The sequence below is a fragment of the Saccharothrix sp. S26 genome (genome assembly GCF_021390395.1).
Taxonomy (GTDB): domain Bacteria; phylum Actinomycetota; class Actinomycetes; order Mycobacteriales; family Pseudonocardiaceae; genus Actinosynnema.
In genome coordinates this window covers 140,253-161,679 of record NZ_JAJUWT010000011.1, presented here as the reverse complement: position 1 = coordinate 161,679, position 21,427 = coordinate 140,253, and the positions used below count along the sequence as shown (strand labels likewise).

Here is a 21,427-nt window from a genome sequence, read left to right as displayed (position 1 = left end):
ACAGTCGATCACTCCAGGTCAGGGCCCCGGCGTGCCCAGGACCAGGCGTACTTCGGGTCCTCCGACGCCAACGCGGCCTCGCCCAGGTCGAGCGGCCGGAACGTGTCCACCATGACCGCGGTCTCGTCGAAGTAGTCCACCCCGAGCGACGCCTCGACCGCGCCCGGCTGCGGCCCGTGCGTGCAGCCCGACGGGTGCAGCGACAGCGAGCCGAGGCCGATGCCGGACCCCTTGCGCGCCTCGTAGTTCCCGCCGACGTAGAACAGCAGCTCGTCGGAGTCCACGTTGGCGTGGTTGTACGGCACCGGGATCGACAACGGGTGGTAGTCGACCTTGCGCGGCACGAACGAGCACACCACGAAGTTCGGCCCCTCGAACGTCTGGTGCACCGGCGGCGGCTGGTGCACGCGGCCCGTGATCGGCTCGAAGTCGCGGATGCTGAACGCCCACGGGTACAGGCAGCCGTCCCAGCCGACCACGTCGAACGGGTGGTTGGCGTAGGTGAACCGGGTCAGGCCCGCGCGGTGCCGCACGAGCACCTCCACGTCCTCGCCGTCCACCAGCAACGGCTCCGCCGGCCCGCGGACGTCCCGCTCGCAGTAGGGCGAGTGCTCCAGGAACTGCCCCTTGGCCGACAGGTACCGCTTCGGCGGCCCGATGTGCCCGGTCGCCTCCAGCACCAGGATGTTCATCGGCTCCGACGGCACCACGCGGTACGTGCACGACGTCGGCAGCACCACGTAGTCGCCCTCGCCGACCGGCAGCGCGCCGTAGATCGTCTCCACGACGCCCTCGCCCGACTGCACGTACAGCAGCTCGTCGCCGGCGGCGTTGCGGTACAGCGGGCTGGGCGCGGTCGCGGTCACGTAACCGATGACCACGTCGGCGTTGCCGAACAGCGTGCGACGGCCGGTGACCGCGTCCACTTCGGAGGATTCCCAGGTCAACGCCGGTGCCTTGAAGTGGCGCGGCTTGAGCGGGAGGTTCGGCGCCAGCGCGCCGCGCGTCTCCTCGACGGTGACGGCGTCGACGATCGCGGTCGGCAGGTGGCGGTGGTAGAGCAGCGCCGAATCGGCCGAGAAGCCCTCCACCCCCATGAGCTCTTCCGCGTACAGCCCGCCCTCCGGTGTGCGGAATTGCGTGTGGCGCTTTCGGGGGATCTCACCCACCTGGCGGTAGTACGCCATGGTTCACTCCGGGCGTTCGATAGTCGGACATCTTTGTTCATTGACCGGTACGCCACTAGCGTGTCAGCCGTGTCAAGCGCCTTCGAACTCCGTGCGCCCGGTCCACGCGGCACTCCGCCCCTGCTCGCGAGGCTTGTCGACGACGCCGCACTGTTCCCGCCGGGCAACGCCTCCATGCCCGACGCGGTCCGCGGCCACCTCGACGCACGTGCCGGGGAATGGGCCGGCGCGGTGGGCCTGTTCCTGTGCCCCGCCTCGCGTCTGGCCGAGCTGATCACCGAGCTGATCAAGGTCAAGCCGGTGAAGCCGGTCGCCCTGTCGCTGGTCATCGACACGGGCCTGGGAGGTGTGCCCAAGGCCGTGTCGATCGTCGAGTCCCGCAGCGAGCTGCTCGCGCTGCGGATGGTCGAGATGCCCGCTCCGTCCGACGTGGACGAGGTGTGGCTGGAACGCGTCTCGGAGTTCGTGCCCGAGGACGTCATCCGGGTGGTCGAGCCCCGGCGCGGCGGCGCGGAGTGGCTCGACGGCGTGCGCCGCGTCATCGAGCACGGCAGCTGGCCCAAGCTGCGGTGCGGCGGGGTGAGCAAGGAGAACTTCCCCAGCGTGGACGAGGTCGCCGACTTCCTGTCCGTGGTCAGCGGCGGCGGCGTGGCGTTCAAGGCGACCGCCGGCCTGCACCACGCCGTGCGGCACACCGACGAGGAGACCGGGTTCACCCACCACGGGTTCCTCAACCTGCTCGTGGCGACCGCGCGTTCGCTGTCCGGCGGCGACGTGCGCGAGGCGCTGTCCAGCACGGACGCGGTCGCGCTCGGCGAGGAGGCGGCCGGGCTGTCCGACCAGGCCGCGCACGCCGTCCGCGGCGTGTTCGCCTCCTACGGGTCGTGCTCGCTGGAGGAGCCGATCGCCGACCTCGAGGAGCTGGGTCTGCTGTGAGCTGGATCGAGGATCCCGCCTTCACCGCCGACGAGCCGTTCGGGCCGCAGACGCTGCCCTACGGCGTCGTGCCCGGCGGTGTCGCGGTGCGGGTGGGCGACCAGGCGCTGCTGCTGCGCGGGCTGGCCCTGGGGGAGCGGCTGGAGCCGCTGGTGGCCACGGGCACGCTGGACGCCCTGCTGGCGGCCGGCCGTCCCGCGTGGAGCGAGCTGCGGGCGCGGCTGGTCGAGATCGTCTCGGCGGCCTCGGCCCCGCGCGGCGCGGAACTGGTCGGGCTGGACGGCGCGGTGCTGCCGTTCGCCGTGGCCGACTACGTGGACTTCTACTCGTCGCGCCACCACGCGGAGAACGTCGGCCGGATCTTCCGGCCCGACGGCGAGGCGCTGCTGCCGAACTGGACGCACCTGCCCATCGGCTACCACGGCCGGGCCGGGACGGTCGTCGTGTCCGGCACGCCGGTCGTGCGGCCGCACGGGCAGCGGCGCACGTCGGCCGGTCCCGTGTTCGGGCCGACGGGCAGGCTGGACATCGAGGCCGAGGTCGGGTTCGTGTGCGGCGGGCCGGTCGCGTCGCGGCTGACGCCGTCGCAGGCGGTCGACCACGTGTTCGGCGTGGCGCTGGTCAACGACTGGTCCGCGCGCGACGTCCAGGCGTGGGAGTACCAGCCGCTCGGGCCGTTCCTGGGCAAGTCGTTCGCCACGTCGGTCTCGGCGTGGATCACCCCGCTGGAGGCGTTCGCGGTGGCACGGGTGTCCCCGCCGCCGCTGGGCAACGACGTGCTGCCGTACCTGGTCGAGGAACGGCCCTGGGGGCTGGACATCGACCTGGAGGTCGAGTGGAACGGCGTCGTGGTGTCCAGGCCGCCGTTCCGCGAGATGTCGTGGACGTTCGCGCAACAACTCGCGCACCTGTCGGCGAACGGCGCTACCGTTCGGCCGGGCGACCTGATCGCGTCGGGCACCGTGTCCGGCCCGTCCCGCGACGAGCGCGGCTCCTTCCTGGAGCTGAGCTGGGGCGGGAAGGAGCCGGTGGTGCTCGACGGCGACGAGCGGACGTTCCTGGAGGACGGCGACACGGTGCGGATCACCGCGACGGCTCCGGGTGAGGGTGGTTCGGTCGTCGGGCTGGCCGAGGTGGTCGGCACGGTCGCGCCCGCCGACGAGAGGTAGAGCGTGGTCAGACCCGATCCGCGCGGCAGGCTGCCGGCGCCCGCGTCCAAGGAGAGCTCGCTGACCCTGGAGCGGGGCCTGGCCCTGCTCCAGGCGGTGGCCGACGCCGAGTCGGAGGCGCCGTCGATCAGCGAGCTGGCGGCCGCCATCGGTGCGTCGCGGGCCGCCGTGTACCGGCTGCTGGTGCCGTTGCAGTCGCGCGGGCTGGTGCGGCGCGAGGGGTCGAAGGTGCGGCTCGGGCTCGGGGTGCTGCGGCTGGCGTCCAACGTGCTGCCGCAGCTCCGCCTGGCCGCGCAGCCCGCGCTGCGGACCCTGGCCGAGACCGTGGGCGCGACCGCGCACCTGACCGTGGCCGACGGCAGCGAGGCGCAGGCGGTGGCCGTGGTCGAGCCGTCGTGGACGGCGTACCACGTGGCGTACCGGGTCGGGTCGCGCCACCCCGTGCACCGGGGTGCGGCGGGCAAGGCCATCGGGCTGTCGCCGGAGGGCCGGCAGTGGGTCCACTCGACGGGCGAGCTGCAACCGGGCGCGTTCGGGGTGGCCGCGCCGGTGCGGGGCGTGCCCGGGTTGCGGGCCAGCGTGGGCGTGGTGGCCTTGGAGAAGCTGGACGGCGACGTGGTGGGTCCCCAGGTGGTGAGAGCGGCTCAGGAGGTCGCCGAAGCGTTGCGCTGACGCCTCCCGAGCCGACCGCTCGGTCATTCGGGCCCGGGTTCACCCGGGTGGACTATGAGGTGGCCTTCCTCGGTGAGGACGATGCGCCGGCCCGGGTAGGCGCGCTGGGCGATTTCCATGTCATGCTCGTCGAAGTCGCCGTAGAACAACGGGACACCACGCGACAGCTCGCACTTCTCGGTGCCGGTGGGCCACCGGTAGGCCCAGGCGTCGAGGCTGAAGCCCACGTGCGGCGGGGGCAGGTCAGGGACCGGTGGTCATCCGGTGATCGCCTGCCACAGGGCGAACAGGGCGAACGCGGCGAACACGAAGCCGCTCACCCGCTGGATCAGGTGGGTCGGGATGCGGGTGGCGATCTTGCGGCCCACCAGGACCGCGATGGCGGCGACCGTGGCCAGCGCGAGGAACGCGCCCAGGCCCACGAACACCGGGCTCGCGTAGCGGGCGGACAGGGCGGCGGTGGCCAGTTGGGAGGCGTCACCCCACTCGGCGGCGAACAGGACGCCGAACGAGGTCAGCGCGGCCCGCCGGAACGTCACCTGGCCGGGGCCGGTGGACGCGGCGTCGGCGTCGTCGCCGTCGTGCGAGAACCCCTCCTTGAGCAGCAGGAACGAGCCCACGCCGAACAGGACGGCGACCACGGCCGCCACCACCCGGTCGGGCAGCAGGGTCAGCACGCCGCCGAACGTCGCGGCCACCACGCACTGGATGGCGAACGCGGCCGTCACGCCCGCGAACACCGGCCAAGCCCGGTACCTGGTGGTCAGCACGAGGGTGGCGACCATGGTCTTGTCCGGCAGCTCGGCCAGGAAGATGATCGCGAAAGCAGTCGCCAGGGCGATGAGCTCGGGTGCCACGGGTACCTCCGACGTCCGATGTGAACCCGGACGGAGGCAGCACGACCCCGACCGGGCGTGGTGCACTGCCCGGCCGGAGGTCTCGTTCGCCCGCTCCTCGACGAGGAACGGGTGAGGGACCGGATCCGCGCGCAGGCGGATCAGTGTGTCGATCTCCTCGCCCCGGTCGTGGTGACCCGGGGGAACTACTCCCCTCTGGCGTCGCTCATCGTAACCCGTCGAGCGGGCCGGAGGGGTGTGACGGCGACCATCACGGCCACGGGCCCGCGTTGCAGATCACACCGCCGGAGCCGGTCACCGAGCCGGTGGCGTCGGAGACCACGACCTGGACGTCGAGGTACCGACCGGCCGCGCAGGTCCGCTGCCCGGTGAACCTGCGGTTGTCCAGGGACGACGAGTAGACGCCGTTGATGTACCACCGGACGGTCGAGGACGCCTGGGCGTCGTCGTACACGGAGCAGATGTACCTCGATGCCCCGCTCTCGCAGAGCACGTCGACCTGCGTCACCGCGCTCGCCGACGGGGTCGGGGAAAGGGCCGCCGCGGCGGCCGAGAATAACGCCGCCAGGCCGAGGGAAGTTCGTCTCATGGGCTCCTCCAACAACAGGGGGCCTCGACGTTAGCGGTCGGTGTCCTTCCTGCTCAACGGCCGTGCGGAGAGGGGTTCGGGACCTTGGTCCCGGGTCCGGGGGGACCCTCGGACCTGAAGCTCCCCCCACCGCCGGACCTACGGTCGATCCGTGGACGTCCTAGACCTGGCACGGTGGCAGTTCGGCATCACCACCGTCTACCACTTCCTGATGGTGCCGCTGACCATCGGGCTCTCCCTGCTGGTGGCGGGGATGCAGACCGCGTGGGTGCGCACGGGCAACCGCAAGTACCTGGCGATGACCAAGTTCTGGGGCAAGCTGCTGCTGATCAACTTCGCCATGGGCGTGGTGACCGGCATCGTGCAGGAGTTCCAGTTCGGCATGACCTGGAGCGCCTACTCGCGGTTCGTCGGCGACGTGTTCGGCGCGCCGCTGGCCATGGAGGGCTTGGTCGCGTTCTTCGTCGAGTCCACGTTCCTCGGGCTGTGGATCTTCGGCTGGGACCGGCTGCCGAAGAAGGCCCACCTCGCCTGCGTCTGGGCGTTCTCGCTGGCCACGATCGCGTCGGCGTACTTCATCCTGGCCGCGAACTCGTGGATGCAGCACCCGGTGGGCGTGGAGATGGTCGACGGGCGGCCCCGGCTGAACTCGATCTGGGCGGTGCTGGGCAACAACACCACGCTGGCCGCGTTCCCGCACACGATCTTCGGCGCGTTCGCCGTCGCCGGGGCGTTCCTGGTGGGCATCGGGGCGTGGCACCTGTGGCGGCGCGGCGACGAGGGGCCGGTGTGGCGGGCGTCGGTGAAGGTCGGCGCCTGGGTGGGCGTGGTGGCGTTCACCGGGCTCGCCATCACCGGTGACGTGCAGGGCAAGCTGATGTTCGAGCAGCAGCCGATGAAGATGGCGGCGGCCGAGGCGCTGTGCCACACCGAGCAGCCCGCCGCGTTCTCGGTGTTCGCGATCGGCGACGTGTCGCGGCCCGACTGCGAGAACGTCAAGAGCATCACCGTGCCCGCGCTGCTGTCGTTCCTGGCGCACAACGACTTCACCACCGAGGTGAAGGGCATCGAGGACCTGGTGCCGATGTACCAGGAGAAGTACGGCACCAACTACCCGGTCGACCCGAAGCTGGGCGAGCTGTCGGGCAAGCCGATCGACTACGTGCCGAACCTGCCGGTCACCTACTGGGGCTTCCGGCTGATGATCGGCTTCGGCGCGATCTCGGTCGGCGCGGGGCTGCTGATCCTGTGGCTCACGCGCGGCGGCCGGGTGCCGCGCGGGCAGTGGTTCCGGTGGCTCGCGCTGGGCAGCGTCGCGACGCCGTTCCTGGCCAACAGCTTCGGCTGGATCTTCACCGAGATGGGTCGGCAGCCGTTCGTGGTGGTGCCGAACCCGAGCGGGGTGGACGGGGTGTGGATGTTCACCGCGCGTGCCGTGTCATCGTCGACACCGGGGGAGGTGTTGACGTCGCTGATCGCCTTGACGCTGGTCTACGGGGTGCTGGCCGGCGTCGAGGTGTTCCTGGTCCGGCGGTACGTCCGCGCGGGGGTCGCGGGCGTGCTGCCGGCCCGGAAACCCGATGACGACGCCGACGAGCGTGACGACGTCCTGTCGTTCGCGTACTGAGAGGGACGGGCCGTGGAGACGCTCTGGTTCTGCGTGATCGCCCTGCTGTGGCTGGGCTACCTGTTCCTGGAGGGCTTCGACTTCGGCGTCGGGATGCTGCTGCCCGTGCTCGGGCGGTCGGAGCGCGAACGCCGCGTGCTGATCAACACGATCGGCCCCGTCTGGGACGGCAACGAGGTGTGGCTGCTGGTCGCGGCCGGCGCCACGTTCGCCGCGTTCCCCGACTGGTACGCCTCGCTGCTGAGCGCGGTGTACCTGCCGCTGGTGCTGTTCCTGCTGGCGCTGATCGGGCGCGGGGTGGCGTTCGAGTACCGGGGCAAGGTCGACTCGGCGCGGTGGCGGCGGGTGTGGGACACCGTGATCGTCAGCGGGTCGTGGGTGGCCGCGCTCGGGGTCGGGCTGCTGCTGTCGGCGACCGTGTTCGGGTTGCCGCTGGACGCCGCGGGCGACCGGGTCGGCTCGCCGTTCGCGGCGATCCGGCTGGAGACGCTGCTCGGCGCGGTCGCCGTGGCCGGGTACGCGCTGGTGCACGGCGCGGTGTTCCTGTCGTTGAAGACCGAGGGCGAGGTGCGGGAACGGGCGCGTGCGTTGGCGCTGAAGGTCGCGCCGTTCGCGCTGCTGCCGCTGCCGGTGCTGCTGCTGGTCGTGCAGCTGCGGTTCGGTTCGGTGTGGACGTGGGGCGCGTCGATCGTGGTGGCGCTGGCCGCTTTCGGCGCGTACGCGCGGCTCGTGCTGCGGCGCGAGGGGCAGGCGTTCGCGTTGATGGGCCTCACGGTGGCGGCGACGGTGGCGGCCCTGTTCGGCGCGCTGTACCCGAACGTGCTGCCGTCCACGTTGGACCCGGCGTGGTCGCTGACCGTGGCGGGCGCGGCGTCGAGCCCTTACACGCTGACCGTGATGACCTGGGTGGCCGCGTTCGGCACCCCCGCCGTGCTCGTCTACCAGGGGTGGACGTACTGGGTGTTCCGCAAGCGGATCGGCACCCGGCACATCCCGGACGTCCACGTGCCCACCGGGTCGACCCGATGAACTTCCCCGGAGCCCCTTCCGCCAAGAAGCCGGGGAAAGGCCCGCTCGGCGCGCTGCCCGCGCTCTCGCGTTCGGCGCGCCGGGCGTTGGCCTGGTGTGCGCTGCTGGCCGCGCTGACGGCCGGCGCGCTGGTGTGGCAGGCCGTGGCGCTGGCCTCGGCGCTGGTCGGGGGCGGGTCGTTGGCGGTGCTGGCGGCGGCGGTCGTCGTGCGGGCCGGGTTGGCGTGGGCGACCGAGTCGGTGGCGGCGCGCGCGGCGGCGGGCGCGAAGGAGGAGCTGCGGGCCGCGGTGCTGGACCGGGCGCTGGGGCTGGGGCCGTCGTGGGTCGTGGCGAGGGGACCGGCGTCGCTGGCGGTGACGGCGACCAAGGGGCTGGACGCGTTGGACGCGTACTTCACCCGGTACCTGCCGGCGCTGGTGACGACGGCCGTGGTGCCGGTGGCGGTGGGCGGCTGGATCCTGGTCACCGATCCCACGTCGGCGGTGCTGATCGCCGTGACGCTGCCGCTGATCCCCGTGTTCGCGATCCTGATCGGACGGTTCACCTCGGCGCGGGTGGCCGCGGCGGCGTCGGCGCTGGAGCGGTTGTCGGGGCGGCTGGCGGAGCTGGTGCGGGCGCTGCCCGTGCTGACCGCGTTCGGGCGGGCGTCGGCCCAGGCGTCGGCCGTGCGGGAGGTCGGCGAGCGGTACCGGCGGGCCACCATGGGCACGCTGCGGGTGGCGTTCCTGTCGGCGTTGGTGCTGGAGATCGTGGCGTCGCTGTCGGTGGCGCTGATCGCGGTGGGCATCGGGCTGCGGCTGGTGTCGGGGGAGATGACCCTGATCACCGGCCTGGTCGTGCTGATCCTCGCGCCCGAGTGCTACCTGCCGCTGCGGGCGGCGGGCGCGGCGCACCACGCGTCGGAGGACGGGGTGGAGGCCGTGCGGCGGGTCGCCGAGATCCCGGCGCCCCGGCCCCGCGGGGACGACGCCGAGCCGGTGGAGGGCGTCGAGGTCCGCGACCTGCGGGTGCGGCGGCGGGGGCGGTTCGCGCCGGACGGCGTCGGGTTCCGGGTGCGGCCCGGCGAGGTGCACCGGCTGGACGCGCCCAGCGGCGCGGGCAAGTCGACGCTCTTCGGCGTGCTGCTGGGGTTCGTGGAGCCCGACGGCGGGTCGGTGTCGGTCGACCGGTCGTCCATCGCGTGGGTGCCGCAACGGCCCGCGTTCGCCGGCCGCACGGTGGCCGACGAGCTGGAGCTGACCGTCGGGCACGTCGACCACGAGGTGCTGGCGTCGGTGGCGGCCGACCACCTGGTGGCGCGGCCGATCGCGGAGCTGTCGACCGGGGAACGGCAACGGGTCGCCGTGGCCCGCGCGCTCACCCGGGTCCGGGACGGCGCGAAGGTGCTGCTGCTGGACGAACCCACCGCGCACCTCGACCAGGCGACGGCCGCGAAGGTGATGACGGCCGTGCACCGGGCCGCCGCGGGAGGTGCGGCGGTCGTGCTGGCGACCCACCGGCTGGTGGGCCCGCCGGTCGAGGAGGTCGCGCCGGCACGCGAGGTCGGCGTGGTGGACGGTCGGTCGGCGGTTCCGCGCACACCGCGCCCGACCCGGCGGCTGGTGGCCGGCGCGCTGCTGGGTGCGGCGGCGTCGTTGAGCGGCGTGGCGCTGACCGCCGTCGCGGCCCACCTGATCGCGAAGGCGGCCACCCAGCCGCCGATCCTGACGCTGTCGGTGCTGGTGGTCGGCGTGCGGACGTTCGCGCTGGCCAAGGGCGTGCTTCGGTACCTGGAGCGGCTGGTGTCGCACGACGCCGCGTTCCGCCAGGCCGAGTCGGCGCGGGTCCGGCTGTGGCGCGGCCTGCGGCCCGGGCGGGCCGAGCTCACCCGGCTCGTGGACGACGTCGACACGGTCCGCGACCTGGTCCCGCGCGTGCTCCAGCCGCCGTTGGTCGCGGTGGGCGTGTCGGTGGCGGCCGTGGTGCTGTTCGCGGTGATCCAGCCGATGGCCGGGCTCGCCCTGGCGGTGGCGCTCGCCGTCGGCGGCACGCTCGCGCCGGTCGTCGCCGTGCTCACCGAACGCCGGGCCACGGCGGTGCTCGCCAGGGGACGGCGGCAGGTCTCGGAGCAGGTGCTCACGCTGCTCACCGCCGCGCCGGACCTCATCGCGTTCGGCGCGGACGGCGAGGTGCGCGCCGAACTGGCCCGCCAGGACGCCCGGCTCGCCCGGCTGGCCCGCCGGCAGGCGCTCGGGGCGGGTGCGGCGATCGGCATCGTGCACCTGACCACGGGCCTGGCGTCGGCGGTGTGCATCGGCCTGGCCGGTGGCGTCGACCCGCTGCTCCTGCCGGTCCTGGGGCTGGTGCCGCTGGCGTTGGCCGAGGCGTTGAGCGCCCTGCCCGCCGCCGCCCAGCACCGCGCGGCGTTGCGCGAGGCGTACGGCCGGATCGTCGAGCAGCCGCCGGTCGCGTCGGCCGGGAAGGTGGAACGGGGGTCGGTCGGCGGCGCGGTCGGGCTGGAAGGTGTCACGGCCCGGTGGCCCGGCAGCGCCGAACCCGTGCTGGAACGGGTGTCGGTGGACCTGCCCGCCGGGGCGAAGGTCGCCGTGGTCGGCCCGTCGGGCGCGGGCAAGTCGAGCCTGTTCGCGCTGCTGCTGGGGTTCCTCGAACCCGAGCGGGGGCTGGTGTGGCGGCCCGACCGCGTGGCCTGGTGCCCGCAGGAGCCGATGCTGGTCACCACCACGGTCCGCGAGAACCTCCGGCTGGGCGACCCCCGGGCGGACGACGCGCGGCTGCGGTGGGCGCTCGACGTGGCCGGCGTCCGGCTCGACCTCGACACCGTGATCGGACCCACGCTGCTGTCGGGTGGCGAGGCGCAGCGGGTGGCGCTGGCCCGCGCGCTGCTCCACGACGCCGACCTCGTGCTCCTCGACGAGCCGACCGCGCACCTGGACGAGCCGACCGCCGCCGCGCTGCTGGCACGCCTGGACGACGTGCTGCGGGACAAGACCGTCATCCACATCACCCACCGACCGGGTGAAGCGGAACGGGCCGACCTGGTGCTGGACGTCACCGACGGGCGGCTGCGGGCCAGGGCCTACCGTTGACCACCGTGGACCCCGCCCGCGTGCTCGCCGCGTCGACCGAGATCACCTCGGCCGCCCTGGCGGGCGACGACCCCGACGCCGTGCTGCCGCTCGTGGTGCGCAGCGCCGTCGAGCTCGCCGGCGCGGACCTCGGGCTGGCCATGGTCACCGCCGACGACGGCACGCTGACCGTCGAGGCGTCCTCGGGGGACGACGACCCGGTGGGCGTGGTGCTGTCGAGCCGCTCGTCGGCCGCGCGGGCGGCGCGGACCGGCGTGCCCGTGGTCGCCGACGACTTCACCACCGACCCGCGCACCGCGCCGTTCGTGCCCAAGGCGCTGCGCGGGTACGGGCCGTTCGCGGTCGCGCCGTTCGGCACCAAGGAGCGCAGGATCGGCGCGCTGGCGGTGTACCGGCGCAAGGGCGAGCCGCCGTTCAGCCCGGACACCGTCGAGGTGCTGGCCGCGTTCGCCGCCCAGGCCGGGCTCGCGGTCGTGCTGGCCGAGGGGTCGACCGCCCGCCAGCGGGTGGCTGTCTACCAGGAGCGCGAGCGCATCGCCCGCGACCTGCACGACGTGATCATCCAGCGGCTGTACGCGACCGGCGTGCAGCTGGAGCTGCTCGACCGGCGGCTCAAGCTCGAAGGGCGGGAGGCGCGCCGGTTGGCCGAGTGCGTGGACCAGCTCGACCAGACCATGGCCGAGGTCCGCGCGACCGTCCGCGCCCTGCGCAGCGCCGACCCCGGCAAACCCGGCGACGTCGACCTCAAGGGGTCGGTGCTGGCCGAAGCGCGGACGGCGGGCGAGCTGCTCGGGTTCGAGCCGGAGGTGCGCGTCGAGGGCGACATGACCGACGTGCCGCCGGACCTGGCCGACCACGCGCGGGCGGCGCTGCGCGAGGCGCTGTCCAACGTGGTGCGGCACTCGGGGGCCCGGCACGTCGGCATCGCGTTGCGCCGCACGCCCGACCGGCTCGACCTGGAGGTCGTCGACGACGGCTGCGGCATCCCCCGCGGCGTGGCCAAGCGCGGCCTGCGGCACCTGGAGGAACGCGCCCTGGCCGCGGGCGGCGGCTGCGAGCTCACGTCCTCGCCGCGCACCGGCACCACGATCAGCTGGCACGTGCCCCTAGCGTGAGCGGCAGCCGTTGATGTGCCTTGCGCGAGCAAAAGCGAATTGCGACTACACCGAGGCCCTCTCGACCAGTCCGACGGATCGCAGCTTGCTCCAAGCGCTCTCGACATGCTCGCGGGTGAACAACCTGCGTTTGCGCGGAGTCCACTCCTGGACGAACACCCAAGCGGTTGCCGCATCAGTCGCACATCACAGGCCCGACGATCTGCCCGACTACGTCAGTGGCCGGAGACGACTCGACGACGTAGCGCGCAGCCGTGCGAGCGCCTAGGTCGGTCGGTTCGACAGGAGTGAGGTCGAGGACTGCGGACGTACCGTCGCCGAACCCGCGAAAAAAAGTTCCCTCCATTTCCTGGATCAAATGGCGGGTCCGCTCGCTATAAGGGCCGTACCGGCCCTGCTCGAACTTCAGGTTCAACTGGGGAACAAGCACTTGGGCGAAGCACATCAACCTCTGGATCTCGAGGTGTGACGCGCCGGTAAATGATTCCCAAGGTTCGACGGACTGCCGTGCTCCGGCGTAGCGCTCGATGAGCTGGATCAGTGCCGCCCTGCTTCAGGTCATCCGAAGAGGCTTCGGTGCAAGGTTCCTTGGCTCGGTACTGGGTGGATAGAGGTGCACGTCGACGTCCGACAGGTCCCGCAGGGTCGAACGTATGATCGGTTCGACCTGTGCCCAATCGAGGCCGCCATTCCCGGAACCCAGCGGGGGGATGGCTATCGACTTGATGTCCAGGTTGCCGAGCACTTCTACCAGGTCTTCGAGTCCGCGTTCGATGTCCTCCAGGCGCGAATTCGATTTCCAGTGCCCTTTTGTGGGAAAGTTGATGATGTACCGAGGGCCGGCCAGTGAGTGGAGTTCTACCACGAACATCCGGCCGAGATCGACCTCTCCGCGCTTGCACGCGCGCGCGTACGCCTCGAAGTTCTCGGGGTACCTATTCTTGAACTGCAGGGCCAGTCCCTTGCCCATGACGCCTACGCAGTTCACGGTGTTTACCAGCGCGTCTACGTCGGCGGCCAGCAGATCGCCCTTCTGTTCTATGATCACGGCCACCCTCATAGTAGTAGAAGCCCGGCTCGACGAGGTAGCTCCTCGCGTCAGTATACGGCAGGATCGAGCGCACATGGGTCATTGTCTCGATGGTTTTGGTCACGACGTGTGACACCAGTTCGAGTGGCATCCGGTCCAGTACGAGGAACTCGGCGGCCCGTCTACTCCGACGGTGCGGGTCTTCAGGGGTAGACCACCTTGCCGACCGGATAGGCGCGATCAGGCTGAACTCGAATGTAAGGTCGACGGGAATTGACACTGCGCAACGCGATGCTCACACGGGGTTTCGCTCCCGCGACGAGTGCGCCAGAACCGCGGATATCAGACAGGTTCGCGGAATGCGTCAGGTGCCAAACCGACCAACTCCTCGCCATGTCCTTGTCGGGGTAACTGTCTCCGACTGCGGCGAACCCTGAAGCCCTGATGAACCTCAATCGGTCCGCCATGCTCGAGCCCTCCTCCTCGGAGTCTGTTCCCGGACCTTGGGTCACTTCTGCACAGCCGTCATCACACCCGGCGACGCTCCGAGACGGCAGGTGCCGCCAGGTATGATGAACCGGCGCCGATCACCGGGAAAGGGAGATCGGGCGCGCCGTTGGTGGCGTTCATGCCAGACGCCACCATGGGGCAGCCAGGTCCGGACACGGACCCTAGCGTGAGCGGCGGGCCACCCAGGCGGCGGCTTGGGTGCGGCGTTCCATGCCCAGCTTCGACAGCACCGCGGTGACGTAGTTCTTCACCGTCTTCTCCGCCAGGAACAGCCGTTCGGCGATCTGCCGGTTCGTCAGGCCCTCCCCGATCAGGTCCAGCACTCGCCGCTCCTGCTCGGTCAACGCGTCCAGCACGTCCACCTCGGGCGGGCGGCGCATCCGGTCCAGCACGCGGGCCGTGGTCTGCGGGTCCAGCAACGACCGGCCGGCCGCCACCTCCCGCACCGCCGTCACCAGGTCCTGCCCGCGCACCTGCTTGAGCAGGTAGCCCGACGCGCCCGCCATGATCGCGCCGACCAGCGCCTCCTCGTCGTCGAACGCGGTCAGCACCAGGCACCTCGGGCCGTCCGCCGCCGCGCGCAGCCGACGGCACAGCTCGACCCCGCCGCCGTCGGGCAGCCGCACGTCCACCACGGCCACGTCCGGCCGGGTCGCCGCGGCCCGGACCAGGGCCTCGTCCACCCCGCCCGCCTCGGCGACCACCGCGATGCCGTCCTCGTCCTCCAGCAACTCGCGCAGCCCCCTGCGCACCACCTCGTGGTCGTCTACGAGCAACACTCGCACCGGCACGAACCAACCATAGGTCGAATGCCGGTACCCACCGCGCCCGCCCGCCAAGACAGTGCAGGAATGCTCGTACGCGCGATCGAGGAAGCCGACCGGATCGTCGTCGGCAGGCTGGTGCTGGAGCTGTGGGGCGCGCACACCGCCGTCGCCCACGGCCAGGTGTTCTTCCCCGCGAGCCTGCCCGGGTTCCTGGTCGAACAGCAGGACACCGTGGTGGGGCTGCTCACCTACGCCGCCGTCGACGGCCACTTGGAGATCGTCACCATCGACGCGTTGCGAAGAGGCAGGGGTGTCGGCAGCTCGCTGGTCGACGCCGCCGTGCACCGGGCCCGCCAGCTCGGCTGCTCCCGGGTCCGGCTCACCACGACCAACGACAACCTCGACGCCCTGCGGTTCTACCAGCGGCGCGGCTTCCGGCTCGCGGCCCTGCGCCCCGACGCGGTGCGCGAGGCCCGCCGGCTCAAGCCGGAGATCCCCAGCGTGGGCGGCTACGGCATCCCCATCACCGACGAGCTGGACCTGGAGCGTTGGGTCGCCCCGCGCTAGTTGTCCACAGGCCCCAGCCAGGCTGTCCACAGGTTGTGCACAACCGTCACCTGCTGGGCAGCGGGCTGAACACCTCGTCCCACGCCGCCGCGACCTGCCGGGCGCACGTGGCGGGCGCGACGCCGCCGACACCCGTGCCGAGGCCGGGCATGGCGATCGTGCGCACCACCTCGCGCAGCGGGCGGCCGTCGTCGAGCCTGCCGCCCGACCACAACCGCAGCACGGCGCGCGCGGCCAGGTACGGGTGCACGGTGTCCTGGGGCAGCAGCTCACCGGGCTGCCGCATGGTCGGCGCGCTGATCAGCCACTCCGGCTCGGGTTCGCCGGTCGGCACCACCAGCGCCTCGCCCACGGGCAGCTCGCCGCCGTGCAACCCGAGCACGGCACTGCGCACGTTGCCCTCCACCAGCGGGAACGCGCGCGCGTAGACCGCGTCGATCCCCCCGCGCATCCAGCCGGAGGAGTTCGCGGGGCTCACCACGGCCTCGGCGACGATGTCGAGCACCGAGCCCCGGTGCACCTCGACGCCGGTCCGGCCGTCGGCCACCGCGAGCCAGGCGCGGGCCAGCGGTTCGTCGACGGCGCACAACACCAGACGGGGAACTGCTACCGGAGCGTTGATCTCACCCTCCGTATCGGCGGCGGACACATCTCCCAGCATTCCAGGAGAACCCGTTGGTGCGGAACGGGGGCGGGCACCCGCCGGGCGGGTGATCCTCGCCTCAACACGGTCACCGGACGTGGTCCTCGTATCGTTGCGGCCGTGCTCGCCTATTTCGGACCGCAGGGAACGTTCACCGAGCAGGCCGCACGCGGCTTCGCCTCTCCGCAGCAGGAGCTGGTCCCGTTCGACACGGTGCCCGCCGCGCTCGCCGCCACCCGGCGGGGGGAAACGCAGTCGGCGTGCGTGCCGGTGGAGAACTCCGTCGAGGGTGCGGTGCCCGCGACGATGGACGCGCTGACCGAGGGGGAGCCGCTGGTCGCGGTCGCCGAGGCGGTGCTGCCGGTGCGGTTCAGCGTGCTCGTGCGGCCCGGTGGCGGACCCGTGCGCACGGTCGCCAGCCACCCCCACGCGCTGGCCCAGGTGCGGCACTGGCTCGCCGAGCACCTGCCGGCGGCGGACGTGGTCGCCACGACCTCCACCGCCGCCGCGGCGCGCGCCGTGCTCAACGGCGAGTTCGACGCGGCGGTGAGCGCGCCGGTGGCCGTGCGGCACTACCCGCTGGAGGTGCTGGCCACCGACGTGGCCGACGTCCGCGACGCCAAGACCCGGTTCCTGCTGGTGCGCCCGCCCGGCGAGCTGCCCGAGCCGACCGGCCACGACCGCACGTCCGTGGTCTGCACGGCGGCCGACCGGATCGGCGCGCTGTCGGAGCTGCTGACCGAGCTCGCGCTGCGCGGCATCAACCTGACCCGCATCGAGTCGCGGCCCACCAAGGGCAGGCTCGGCGAGTACCGGTTCTACATCGACCTGGACGGCCACGTGGCCGAGCCCAGGGTGGGTGACGCGCTGGCCGCGCTGCACCGGCACTGCCCGCAGACCCGGTTCCTCGGCTCGTACCCGAAGGCCGAGCCGGGCGGTGCGGTCGCGGGCAACGAGGAGTTCGTGGCGGCGGCCGAGTGGGTCGAAACGGTCCGGAGGGGGCACGGCGCGTGAGGTTGATCCTGGTCAGACACGGCGAGACGGCGTCGAACGTGAAGATGGCGCTGGACTCGCTGCCACCCGGTCCGCCGCTGACCGACGCGGGCGTGGCGCAGGCCGCCGCGCTGGCCGGGCAACTGGCCGACGAGCCCGTGGTGGCCGTCTACGCCAGCACGGCGGTGCGCGCTCAGCAGACGGCGGCGCCCGTGGCGGCGGCGCACGGCCTGGAGGTCGAAGTCGTCGACGGCGTGCAGGAGATCTTCTGCGGCGACCTCGAAGGGCGGCACGACCGCGAGGCGTTCGAGATCTTCATCGCCACGGTCAAGCGGTGGGCGGAGGGCGACCTCGACGTGCCGCTGCCCGGCGGCGAGAGCGGCCGCCAGGTGCTCGACCGCTACCTGGCCGCGGTCGACAAGATCGCCGCCAAGCACGCCGAGGGCACGGTGGTGCTGGTCAGCCACGGCGCGTCGCTGCGCATGGGCGCGCTCGCGCTGGCCCGCGACGTCAGCCCGGCGCTGGCCGAGACGGGCCTGCTGCCCAACACCGGCCGCGTCGTGCTGGAGCGGGACGGGAGCGGGTGGCGCTGCACGTCGTGGACCGGCGTGGACGTGGTCGACGGCTGAGCACCCCTCCGCGGGGTCAGCCCCAGCCCAGCTCGTGCAGCTTGGCGTCGTCGATGCCGAAGTGGTGCGCGATCTCGTGCACCACGGTCACGACCACCTCCTCCACCACGTCGTCCTCGGTGCGGCAGATGTCGAGGATCGCCTCGCGGTAGATCGAGATCCGGTCGGGCAGCACACCGCCGTAGTCCGTGGTCCGGCTGGTCAGCGCGATGCCGTGGTAGAGGCCGAGCAGGCTCGGCACCTCGGCGTTGCGGTCCTCGACCAGCACGACGACGTTGTTCATCGCCGCCGCGAACTCCGGTGGGATGAGGTCGAGCGCCTCGGCGACCAGCTCCTCGAACCGCTGACGGGTCATCTCCACCGGCATGGCGTCACCTCGTCGTGGTCGTCGTCGTGGTGGTCGTCGTCGTCTCGTCCGACTTCGGCGGTTTGGCGTCCGACGACGAGGGCGGCGCGGCGGAGCTGGAGTTCGACTGGGAGTGCAGCGGCGCGCCGGTCGCCTCCTCCTGCTGCACGGCGGTCGTCTGCGGCGGGTTGGACGTGGTCAGCGGCGGCGCGTTCGGGTTGCGCACGCTGCCCTCCCACGGCGCCAGGACGTTGTTCACCGGCTGCGCCCCGACCTTGCAGTTCACCAGCCGGGAACCGGCGGCCCAGCTCTCCGGGGCCCTGGTGTCCCAGGCGACGATCAGACCGCGGGCCTTGAGGTCCGCGCCGCCGCTGTACTCGGCGGTGATCCGGGTGCACTCGCCCGCCAGGAGCTGGTCCTGCTGCTCGGGCGACGGGTACTCGCCGGGCGGCATCGCCACCACGCCGGTCATCTCGAACGTGTGCGGCTTCGCGCACTCCACCGGGTCGCCCACGGAGCCGGTCCCGGTGATGCCGAGGCACACGCCCGGGTCGTAGACGTCGGACTGGTCCTGGGTGCGGGCCGAGCCGTAGGCCGGCAGCAGGCCGCCCGCCGGACCGGCCACCTGCAGCCCGCAGCGCAACGTCCGCTGGCCGTCCGCCCACAGCCGCTCGCCCGGGTTGAGCGGGCCGACCGTGTACTTGCCGAACGGGTCGAACTTGCCGCCCAGGTAGTCCAGCGACATCGTCGCGCACCGCTCCTGGCTGATCTGCTGCCACGCGGCGTCGTCGGGGAACGGGGCACCGGGGCCATGAGCAGCGGAGATGTCCGCCACACCGGTCACCTCGAACAGGTGCTGCGCGGCGCAGTCGACCTTCTCCACGTCGGAGAGGTCCTTCTTGGTCCAGTTCAGGCAGTCACCCGCCTGAGCTGCCATGACGGGGTTCACCGTGGTCGAGGGCGTGCTGCCGGCACCGCCCGCGCCCACCGGCCAGCCGGTGAGCGTGCTCAGGGCCAGCAGGACGAGCGCGCCGGCGAACGCGCCGAGCAGGACCAAGTGGTCACCCCGACGAAACCAGCGCAAGGTCGCGGACATCTACTCCATGATGCCTGTGTAGGCCGAGGAACCGTTCGGGCGGGTGGAGAGTGTTGCTTTTGGGACACTCGTCACCCATTCGGCGGCCGATCTCTGTAGCGTCCCCGCCGGGAGTGGCTGATGACTGAGAACGACAACACCGGTAACGCGGCGCCCGGTCAGGGTGGGCCGGGCGGACCGAGCGGACCGGGTGCGCCCGGCCCGCGGGGCGGTGGCGCCACGCCGCCGCCGTACGTGCCGCCGACGCCCCCGGACGCCCGGGGCCCGTCGGACGGCCCGCCCCGCGGTGGGCGCGGCCAGATCCGGCAGCAGGAGCCTGGCCAGACCAAGCCCCGGCCGCCGACGCTGGCCGAGCAGCGGGCCCGTGCCGCGGCGATCGAGCAGCAGCGCGAGCAGCAGCTCGCCGTCGAGGCCGAGGAGGCGCGGCGCAAGAAGCTGCGCAAACGGCTGCTCATCGGCGGTGGCGTGGCCGTCGGCGTGGCCGGCGTGGTCGCCATCTGGTACGCCGCGTCCAGCCCCGACGACGTGGTCGCCCAGTGCGTCAAGGACGACGTGGTGGTCGAGGACCAGTACTGCGACGAGAGCTACGCCCGCACGCACGGCGGGTACGTCAGCGGTGGGTTCATCTACATCGGCGGCAGCTCCTACCGCTACAACTACGGCGCGCCGAGCACCCCGGTCGGCCAGAAGATCAGCGGCGGCACCTACACCATGCCCAAGGGTGCGAACATCAGCACCAAGTCGGGCACGGTCGTGCAGCGCGGCGGGTTCGGCGTGTCCGGCGGCAGCAAGAGCGGGGGCAGCTGAGTGCGTCGCGAGACCTCCACGCCCCGGCCCGACTGGCAGCGCACCGTGTCCGAGCAGGGACTGGTGTTCGGCGCGCCGGCCAGGGCCGCGGACGGCAGCCCGCGCCCGTACTGGGACGAGTCGGCGCACTACGTGTTCGACATGAGCGACGTGCTGTCGCTCGAAGCCGACGTCGAGCTGCTGCACAACATGTGCCTGGAGGCCGTCGACAACGTGGTGCTCACCGAGCGCTACCGGGACTTCGGCATCAACGAGTGGCTGTGGCCCGCGATCGCCGAGTCGTGGAAGCGCCGCGACCCGCACGTCTACGGGCGGTTCGACCTGCGCTACGACGGCCGCGGCCCGGCCAAGCTGCTCGAGTACAACGCCGACACGCCCACGTCCCTGCTGGAGGCGTCGGTCGTCCAGTGGAACTGGAAGACCGACGTCTTCCCCGAAGACGACCAGTGGAACTCCATCCACGAGAAGCTGGTCGAGCGCTGGGCCGAGATCGGCGGCCGGCTGCCGTCCAACGAGCTGCACTTCACGTGGTCGGGCGCGGACCCCTCCGGTGAGGACCACGTCACCGTGGCCTACCTGCAGGAGACCGCGGCCGAGGCGGGCATGGACACCGTCGGCCTGGCGATCGAGGAGATCGGCTGGGACTCGCTGCTGCGGCGGTTCGTCGACCTCGAGGACGCCCCGATGGGCACGGTCGTGAAGCTCTACCCGTGGGAGTGGGTGGTCGACGAGCAGTTCGGCCGCTACGCGGTGGAGAGCCTGCCCGGCACCCTGTGGGTCGAGCCGCTGTGGAAGATGCTGCTGTCCAACAAGGCGCTGCTGGCCGTGCTGTGGGAGATGTACCCCGGCCACCCGAACCTGCTGCCCGCGTTCCTGGACGACCCCGGCCTGCTCACCGAGTACGTGCGCAAGCCGCGGCTGGGCCGGGAGGGGCAGAACATCCAGATCGTCGCCCCCGGCTACGAGACCCAGACCGGCGGGGTCTACGGCAAGGAGGGGTTCGTCTACCAGCTGTTCGACCCGCTGCCCGAGTTCGACGGCTACCGGCCGGCGCTCGGCGCGTGGGTCGTCGGCGACGCCTCGGCGGGTCTCGGCATCCGGGAGACGGTCGGCCTGGTCACCGACGACGGTGCGGCCTTCGTGCCGCACAGGATCGTCGAATGAGCCCTTCGCCACTCCCCACCGGCGCACCGAACACGTCACCGGCTCCTTCACCGGCGGCACAACCGATCAACCTGCACACCATGGAGGGTCTGTGATTCCCCCACTCGCGTTGGACCCCGGCTTCGGGTCCGCCATCGGCACCGGCGTCGGTGCGATCGCGCTGTACGCGATCGTCGGTCTGATCCTGATGGTCGTCGGCTTCTACGCCATCGACTGGACCACGCCGGGCAAGCTGAGCGCGCTGGTCCGCGGCGGCGCCCCGAACGCCGTCATCGTCACCTCGGCGGGCCTGGTGAGCATGGCGCTGATCGTGGTCGTGGCGATCTACAGCTCGGCGGGCAAGCTGGCCGAGGGCCTGCTGTCGGCGCTGATCTTCGGCTTCGTCGGCATCGTCGTGCAGGTGCTCGCGGTCCGGCTGCTGGAGTGGGTGACCAGGCTCGACATCGGCTCGCTGATCGAGTCCGACCGCTTCGCGCCGGCCAGCGTCGTGGTGGCGTCGGCGCACGTCGCGCTCGGCCTCGTGGTCGCCGTCGCGATCTCGTAGCTCCCTCGGAGTGCGGTGGAGGGGGCGTGCCCGCCGGTCGGGCCCGCCCCCTCCGCGCTGTTCG

The 21,427-nt window shown here is 72.2% G+C and carries 23 protein-coding genes; 13 read left to right on the top strand and 10 right to left on the bottom strand.

Annotated features, from left to right (window positions below):
• Positions 1 to 8: 8 nt before the first annotated feature.
• The gene (locus LZG04_RS19440; protein WP_233818980.1) at positions 9 to 1,187 is read right to left on the bottom strand and encodes a homogentisate 1,2-dioxygenase; all 1,179 of its coding nucleotides are present in this window, start codon (positions 1,185 to 1,187) and stop codon (positions 9 to 11) included.
• A gap of 69 nt (positions 1,188 to 1,256) precedes the next feature.
• On the opposite strand from LZG04_RS19440, the gene LZG04_RS19435 reads away from it, so the two are divergent.
• The 3 genes from LZG04_RS19435 to LZG04_RS19425 are packed head-to-tail and all read left to right on the top strand — an operon-like array spanning position 1,257 to position 3,964.
• Complete coding sequence (locus LZG04_RS19435) at positions 1,257 to 2,123, top strand: hypothetical protein (protein WP_308199180.1); 867 nt, start codon at positions 1,257 to 1,259, stop codon at positions 2,121 to 2,123.
• A complete protein-coding gene (locus LZG04_RS19430) occupies positions 2,120 to 3,292 on the top strand; it encodes a fumarylacetoacetate hydrolase family protein (RefSeq protein WP_233818978.1) in 1,173 nt (390 codons plus the stop codon). The genes LZG04_RS19435 and LZG04_RS19430 overlap by 4 nt, the downstream gene beginning before the upstream one ends.
• Positions 3,293 to 3,295: 3 nt before the next feature.
• Entirely contained in the window at positions 3,296 to 3,964 is a 669-nt protein-coding gene (locus LZG04_RS19425; RefSeq protein WP_233818976.1) for an IclR family transcriptional regulator, read from the top strand.
• A 23-nt stretch (positions 3,965 to 3,987) separates the two neighbouring features.
• On the opposite strand, the gene LZG04_RS19420 is transcribed toward LZG04_RS19425, so the two are convergent.
• The 3 genes from LZG04_RS19420 to LZG04_RS19410 all read right to left on the bottom strand — a co-directional run bounded on the left by LZG04_RS19420 (position 3,988) and on the right by LZG04_RS19410 (position 5,410).
• Positions 3,988 to 4,191, bottom strand: coding sequence for a hypothetical protein (locus tag LZG04_RS19420; RefSeq protein WP_233818975.1), 204 nt, complete (start codon positions 4,189 to 4,191; stop codon positions 3,988 to 3,990).
• 30 nt (positions 4,192 to 4,221) lie between these two features.
• The gene (locus LZG04_RS19415; RefSeq protein ID WP_233818973.1) at positions 4,222 to 4,821 is read right to left on the bottom strand and encodes a TMEM165/GDT1 family protein; all 600 of its coding nucleotides are present in this window, start codon (positions 4,819 to 4,821) and stop codon (positions 4,222 to 4,224) included.
• A 250-nt stretch (positions 4,822 to 5,071) separates the two neighbouring features.
• Complete coding sequence (locus LZG04_RS19410; protein ID WP_233818971.1) at positions 5,072 to 5,410, bottom strand: hypothetical protein; 339 nt, start codon at positions 5,408 to 5,410, stop codon at positions 5,072 to 5,074.
• A 151-nt stretch (positions 5,411 to 5,561) separates the two neighbouring features.
• On the opposite strand from LZG04_RS19410, the gene LZG04_RS19405 reads away from it, so the two are divergent.
• The 4 genes from LZG04_RS19405 to LZG04_RS19390 are packed head-to-tail and all read left to right on the top strand — an operon-like array spanning position 5,562 to position 12,267.
• The gene (locus LZG04_RS19405; protein WP_233818969.1) at positions 5,562 to 7,037 is read left to right on the top strand and encodes a cytochrome ubiquinol oxidase subunit I; all 1,476 of its coding nucleotides are present in this window, start codon (positions 5,562 to 5,564) and stop codon (positions 7,035 to 7,037) included.
• A 12-nt stretch (positions 7,038 to 7,049) separates the two neighbouring features.
• Complete coding sequence (gene cydB / locus LZG04_RS19400; protein WP_233818967.1) at positions 7,050 to 8,066, top strand: cytochrome d ubiquinol oxidase subunit II; 1,017 nt, start codon at positions 7,050 to 7,052, stop codon at positions 8,064 to 8,066.
• A complete protein-coding gene (cydD, locus tag LZG04_RS19395) occupies positions 8,063 to 11,152 on the top strand; it encodes a thiol reductant ABC exporter subunit CydD (protein ID WP_233818965.1) in 3,090 nt (1,029 codons plus the stop codon). Before cydB ends, cydD begins: the two co-directional genes overlap by 4 nt.
• Positions 11,149 to 12,267 carry a GAF domain-containing sensor histidine kinase gene (locus LZG04_RS19390; RefSeq protein ID WP_267936986.1) on the top strand — a complete coding sequence of 373 codons (1,119 nt, stop codon included), beginning with the start codon at positions 11,149 to 11,151 and terminating at the stop codon, positions 12,265 to 12,267. Before cydD ends, LZG04_RS19390 begins: the two co-directional genes overlap by 4 nt.
• Positions 12,268 to 12,820: 553 nt before the next feature.
• Here LZG04_RS19390 and LZG04_RS19385 read toward each other — a convergent pair.
• The 3 genes from LZG04_RS19385 to LZG04_RS19380 form a co-directional block, all read right to left on the bottom strand.
• On the bottom strand, positions 12,821 to 13,321 hold the full coding sequence (locus tag LZG04_RS19385) for a macro domain-containing protein (RefSeq protein WP_233818961.1): 501 nt from the start codon (positions 13,319 to 13,321) through the stop codon (positions 12,821 to 12,823).
• Positions 13,203 to 13,577, bottom strand: coding sequence for a DarT ssDNA thymidine ADP-ribosyltransferase family protein (locus LZG04_RS43035; RefSeq protein WP_374202835.1), 375 nt, complete (start codon positions 13,575 to 13,577; stop codon positions 13,203 to 13,205). Before LZG04_RS43035 ends, LZG04_RS19385 begins: the two co-directional genes overlap by 119 nt.
• A gap of 391 nt (positions 13,578 to 13,968) precedes the next feature.
• Positions 13,969 to 14,598 (bottom strand): response regulator transcription factor, encoded by a 630-nt coding sequence (locus LZG04_RS19380; RefSeq protein WP_233818959.1) that lies wholly within the window; start codon positions 14,596 to 14,598, stop codon positions 13,969 to 13,971.
• Positions 14,599 to 14,658: 60 nt separating this feature from the next.
• Between LZG04_RS19380 and LZG04_RS19375 the strand changes: the two genes are divergently transcribed.
• Positions 14,659 to 15,141 (top strand): GNAT family N-acetyltransferase, encoded by a 483-nt coding sequence (locus LZG04_RS19375; protein ID WP_233818958.1) that lies wholly within the window; start codon positions 14,659 to 14,661, stop codon positions 15,139 to 15,141.
• Positions 15,142 to 15,187: 46 nt separating this feature from the next.
• On the opposite strand, the gene LZG04_RS19370 is transcribed toward LZG04_RS19375, so the two are convergent.
• A complete protein-coding gene (locus LZG04_RS19370) occupies positions 15,188 to 15,802 on the bottom strand; it encodes a macro domain-containing protein (protein WP_233818956.1) in 615 nt (204 codons plus the stop codon).
• 102 nt (positions 15,803 to 15,904) lie between these two features.
• Between LZG04_RS19370 and pheA the strand changes: the two genes are divergently transcribed.
• A complete protein-coding gene (pheA, locus tag LZG04_RS19365; protein WP_233818954.1) occupies positions 15,905 to 16,798 on the top strand; it encodes a prephenate dehydratase in 894 nt (297 codons plus the stop codon).
• Positions 16,795 to 17,406, top strand: a complete 612-nt coding sequence (locus LZG04_RS19360) for a histidine phosphatase family protein (protein ID WP_233818953.1) — start codon at positions 16,795 to 16,797, stop codon at positions 17,404 to 17,406. Before pheA ends, LZG04_RS19360 begins: the two co-directional genes overlap by 4 nt.
• Before the next feature lie 16 nt (positions 17,407 to 17,422).
• Here LZG04_RS19360 and LZG04_RS19355 read toward each other — a convergent pair whose 3' ends face one another.
• Both LZG04_RS19355 and LZG04_RS19350 read right to left on the bottom strand, forming a co-directional pair.
• Complete coding sequence (locus tag LZG04_RS19355; protein WP_233818951.1) at positions 17,423 to 17,773, bottom strand: metallopeptidase family protein; 351 nt, start codon at positions 17,771 to 17,773, stop codon at positions 17,423 to 17,425.
• Between the two features lie 4 nt (positions 17,774 to 17,777).
• The gene (locus tag LZG04_RS19350) at positions 17,778 to 18,848 is read right to left on the bottom strand and encodes a septum formation family protein (protein WP_233818950.1); all 1,071 of its coding nucleotides are present in this window, start codon (positions 18,846 to 18,848) and stop codon (positions 17,778 to 17,780) included.
• A 120-nt stretch (positions 18,849 to 18,968) separates the two neighbouring features.
• Between LZG04_RS19350 and LZG04_RS19345 the strand changes: the two genes are divergently transcribed.
• The 3 genes from LZG04_RS19345 to LZG04_RS19335 all read left to right on the top strand — a co-directional run bounded on the left by LZG04_RS19345 (position 18,969) and on the right by LZG04_RS19335 (position 21,363).
• The gene (locus LZG04_RS19345) at positions 18,969 to 19,655 is read left to right on the top strand and encodes a hypothetical protein (protein WP_308199179.1); all 687 of its coding nucleotides are present in this window, start codon (positions 18,969 to 18,971) and stop codon (positions 19,653 to 19,655) included.
• Complete coding sequence (locus LZG04_RS19340) at positions 19,656 to 20,819, top strand: glutathionylspermidine synthase family protein (protein WP_233818948.1); 1,164 nt, start codon at positions 19,656 to 19,658, stop codon at positions 20,817 to 20,819.
• Positions 20,820 to 20,910: 91 nt separating this feature from the next.
• Entirely contained in the window at positions 20,911 to 21,363 is a 453-nt protein-coding gene (locus LZG04_RS19335; protein WP_233818946.1) for a DUF350 domain-containing protein, read from the top strand.
• The last annotated feature ends 64 nt before the right edge of the window (positions 21,364 to 21,427 follow it).

Excerpts from the sequence above, each read along its gene's own strand:
- LZG04_RS19440 (WP_233818980.1), bottom strand. The coding sequence starts at position 1,187 with ATGGCGTACTACCGCCAGGTGGGTGAGATCCCCCGAAAGCGCCACACG.
- LZG04_RS19410 (WP_233818971.1), bottom strand. The coding sequence starts at position 5,410 with ATGAGACGAACTTCCCTCGGCCTGGCGGCGTTATTCTCGGCCGCCGCG.
- cydD (WP_233818965.1), top strand. The coding sequence starts at position 8,063 with ATGAACTTCCCCGGAGCCCCTTCCGCCAAGAAGCCGGGGAAAGGCCCG.
- LZG04_RS19375 (WP_233818958.1), top strand. The coding sequence starts at position 14,659 with ATGCTCGTACGCGCGATCGAGGAAGCCGACCGGATCGTCGTCGGCAGG.
- LZG04_RS19370 (WP_233818956.1), bottom strand. The coding sequence starts at position 15,802 with ATGCTGGGAGATGTGTCCGCCGCCGATACGGAGGGTGAGATCAACGCT.
- LZG04_RS19355 (WP_233818951.1), bottom strand. The coding sequence starts at position 17,773 with ATGCCGGTGGAGATGACCCGTCAGCGGTTCGAGGAGCTGGTCGCCGAG.
- LZG04_RS19350 (WP_233818950.1), bottom strand. The coding sequence starts at position 18,848 with ATGTCCGCGACCTTGCGCTGGTTTCGTCGGGGTGACCACTTGGTCCTG.
- LZG04_RS19345 (WP_308199179.1), top strand. The coding sequence starts at position 18,969 with ATGACTGAGAACGACAACACCGGTAACGCGGCGCCCGGTCAGGGTGGG.